The 1,006-nt window shown below is 71.5% G+C and carries 2 protein-coding genes; both read left to right on the forward strand.

Going from position 1 to position 1,006, the window contains the following annotated elements; all coding sequences use genetic code 11:
- Positions 1-428: sensor histidine kinase (locus FVW27_RS16905; RefSeq protein WP_243838532.1), on the forward strand; the 428-nt coding region annotated here is incomplete at its 5' end.
- Positions 406-1,006 (forward strand): response regulator (locus tag FVW27_RS16910; RefSeq protein ID WP_167127383.1); only part of this gene is annotated, 601 nt, incomplete at its 3' end. The genes FVW27_RS16905 and FVW27_RS16910, both read left to right, overlap by 23 nt.

The following is a 1,006-nucleotide window of genomic DNA, read 5'->3' on the forward strand; positions in this document are numbered from 1 at the left end:
GCGATGGCTGCCGGGGGGCATGCATTCCCGAACGCCGCGCCGCGCGGCGCAGGGGCGGGCGGCTGGCGGTGAGCGGCCCGTGCGTGTGCGTCACGGTGGCAGATACCGGCACGGGCATTGCCCCGGCGGTGCTGGACCGGGTGTTCGAGCCGTTCTTCACCACCAAGCCGGAGGGCAAGGGCACCGGACTCGGCCTGTCCATCAGCTACGGCATCATCAAGAGCCACGGGGGCACGCTGATGCTGGACAGTGACGGCGTTTCCGGCAGCCGTGCCGTGGTGGTGCTGCCCGAGGCCCCGCCCGAGGTCCCGCCCGAGGTCCCGTCCGATACCCTGTCGGGCGTCGGCGCGGGGACGCCCGATACGCCAGACACGCCTACTCCAGGCAGGCAAGGGGAGGTCGCCCATGGCGAAGATACTGCTCGTTGACGACGAGGAGAGCATCCGCTTCACCCTTTCGGCCTTCCTGCGCCGCGACGGGCACGTGGTGGTCACCGCGGCCAGCCTGGACGAGGCGCTGCATGCGCTGGAACCGGCCAACGGCGGCCCGCCGGACCTCGTGATCACCGACATCATCCTGCGGGGCGAAAACGGGCTGGACTTCGCCCGCACCGTGCGCGAACGGTGCCCCTTCGTGCCGGTCATCCTGCTGACCGGGCGGCCCAGCGTGGAATCCGCCGTGCGGGCGGTGACGGAAGGCGCGGAGCAGTACCTGACCAAGCCGGTGGACAAGGAGCAGATGCTCCAGGCGGCCCGCACGGCCCTGCGCCACAAGGCCCTGGACGACGAACGTCGTGCCCTGGTGGCCGAGCGCGAAAACCTGCGGGTGCATCTGGAGGCGGTGTTCCAGGCCGTGCCCGATGTGCTGGTGACCGTGACGCCAGACCTGCGGATACAGCGCATGAACCTGGCCGCGCGCGAACTGCCGGGCGGCGCCCGTGACGCGCGCCAGACGGCGGGGCGGCGGTTTGACGAGGCGCTGGGCCTGTTTGCCCCGCTGTTCCGCC

It is taken from the genome of Nitratidesulfovibrio liaohensis, from assembly GCF_011682075.1.
Classification (GTDB): domain Bacteria; phylum Desulfobacterota; class Desulfovibrionia; order Desulfovibrionales; family Desulfovibrionaceae; genus Cupidesulfovibrio; species Cupidesulfovibrio liaohensis.